The 1,741-nt window shown below is 50.2% G+C and carries 3 protein-coding genes; 1 reads left to right on the top strand and 2 read right to left on the bottom strand.

Annotation, left to right across the window (positions count from 1 at the left end; genetic code table 11):
* Positions 1-140: 140 nt before the first annotated feature.
* On the top strand, positions 141-602 hold the full coding sequence (locus tag PsWM33_RS19230; protein WP_063301294.1) for an NADAR family protein: 462 nt from the start codon (positions 141-143) through the stop codon (positions 600-602).
* Here PsWM33_RS19230 and PsWM33_RS19225 read toward each other — a convergent pair.
* A complete protein-coding gene (locus PsWM33_RS19225) occupies positions 599-1,240 on the bottom strand; it encodes a GNAT family N-acetyltransferase (protein ID WP_244276718.1) in 642 nt (213 codons plus the stop codon). The two genes, PsWM33_RS19230 and PsWM33_RS19225, sit on opposite strands and share 4 nt — an antisense overlap.
* Positions 1,237-1,545: a type II toxin-antitoxin system TacA family antitoxin gene (locus tag PsWM33_RS19220; RefSeq protein ID WP_063301293.1), complete on the bottom strand. Its 309-nt coding sequence runs from the start codon at positions 1,543-1,545 to the stop codon at positions 1,237-1,239. Before PsWM33_RS19220 ends, PsWM33_RS19225 begins: the two co-directional genes overlap by 4 nt.
* Between the last annotated feature and the right edge of the window lie 196 nt (positions 1,546-1,741).

The raw sequence follows: 1,741 nt of genomic DNA, 5'->3' as shown, positions 1-1,741 counted from the left end.
CCGGGCGAAGTGTGCCCGCAGGCCAGCATCTTCGTGTGTGAGAGGCCTTTACCGGTGTTGGGCAGTACGGAATTTTTGTTTCCAAAACACGCACGCCTAAACCTACTTGCAGGCTTCATCAGCTTTGTTAAACTCGTTTTATGATCAATGAATCAAAGAAAACAGTCTACTTTTATGCGCAAACTGACGAGTATTCAGAGTTTTCGAACTTCGCGCCGTATGGCGTTGCATTCGATGGGCGTTGGTGGAGGACGGTAGAGCACTATTTTCAAGCAATGAAGTTCCACGATAGTGATTATCGTGAGCGTATTCGGAGTTGTAGTAAGCCGAAGCATGCTAAGGCCCTTGGCATGACAAGGGAAATCCCTCTACGATTGGATTGGGAAGAAGTTAAAGACCAAATCATGTTAGATGCTGTGAAATGCAAGTTCAAAACTCATGAACATCCACGCAATCTACTCCTATCGACCGGGCTAGCGCATATTGCTGAGAATGCACCAATGGATGCTTATTGGGGAGTTGGGCCGGACGGCAATGGCCTCAATCGATTGGGAAAAATTCTTATGCAAGTTCGGGGGGAGCTGCAAAGTGCCAGAATTTAGCTTTTTTGATAGATGTAGGTCCTTGCGTCTGCTTTTCTGCGATACGCCTTAGGCACCAGCTCTTGGCGGAGGATATCTGCAGTTTTCATGGGCATGAACATGCGCAGGGGGTTAGATGGGAGGCTTTGAAACTGAAGTCTCTCATAGATTGCTTTTCTGCTGGCGACCTTCTCCGGGTTTCCGCAGTCGAGTACATCAAGCATGATTACAGCAGCAGCATAGCCAGATTGCGATGCGCGAGAAGCACGGCATAGGACATCGATCAGAAGGTCTTCTCCAATCTTTTGCCCCCGGTAGCGAATGTCTCTGCCGATCATGGAGATATACACGGCAGAAATTGAACCATGGCGCGGCGCTGTCCGTTTGTATTTGCCCGGAAGGTCCTGATAATGGACTGCATGGGCATTCATGGCATAGAAACCTGCAGTGTCTCCATTGGAGCTGACCATCACGTAGATTGACGTGTTGCCCGCAGTCCTGAGTTTGTTGGCTGTCTTCTTAAAATAATTATCGACCTGTTCAACGCCACAAGAAAAGCTCGCTCTGTCATGCTTCTCAGGATCGAAAGCTTCAATGAAAAACTGCGGTTCAGCCCCATCCGCAGATGATGACTTTTCCTGAACGCTTACGTCCGTCAACGGCTGGTCACTCGTGTCTTGTAGCGTTTTGCTGCGGTGACGAGTGCTTCATTTGGATCTGATGGTGTTTCCAGAGCAGCAGTGAAGGCAGCATGATCGACGGCTTCGAGGCGGGTGTGCTCATGCGCTTCAATCACGCGTTCTGCTTCTCGCAGGGCGGCGCTCATCGTAAAGGTGGAGTCGTCCACGCCCGACAATGCTGCAGCATGCTGTATAGTCGCCTTTATGGGGGCCTTGGTGCGGAAGTTCATCCGCTCCGTGTTGCGGCCCTTGATCTCTTCGGTTTCATCGTTGAATCCAAGCATCGCGTACCTCCTTTGGCCTGTGTCGCCTTTGTATTTTTGTACGTCATATGTGCGTACGAATCAAGAAAGGTGCACTTTATGGCTGGAGGCTGTGGTTGAGCAAAAACTTATTCCCCTTGCTGTTTCTGGATTTATCTTAGTTTTGTGCCCACGCAATCGGGCAGGAGTGGACCGTCCATTCCGCGGCGTGGGTGGG

Origin of the sequence: Pseudovibrio sp. WM33 (assembly GCF_001623165.1) — a bacterium.
Lineage (GTDB): Bacteria > Pseudomonadota > Alphaproteobacteria > Rhizobiales > Stappiaceae > Pseudovibrio.
This window is presented reverse-complemented; position numbering and strand designations above follow the sequence as displayed.

Bases quoted from the DNA above. Each gene is read 5' to 3' on its own strand.
- PsWM33_RS19230 (WP_063301294.1), top strand. From the start codon at position 141: ATGATCAATGAATCAAAGAAAACAGTCTACTTTTATGCGCAAACTGAC.
- PsWM33_RS19220 (WP_063301293.1), bottom strand. From the start codon at position 1,545: ATGCTTGGATTCAACGATGAAACCGAAGAGATCAAGGGCCGCAACACG.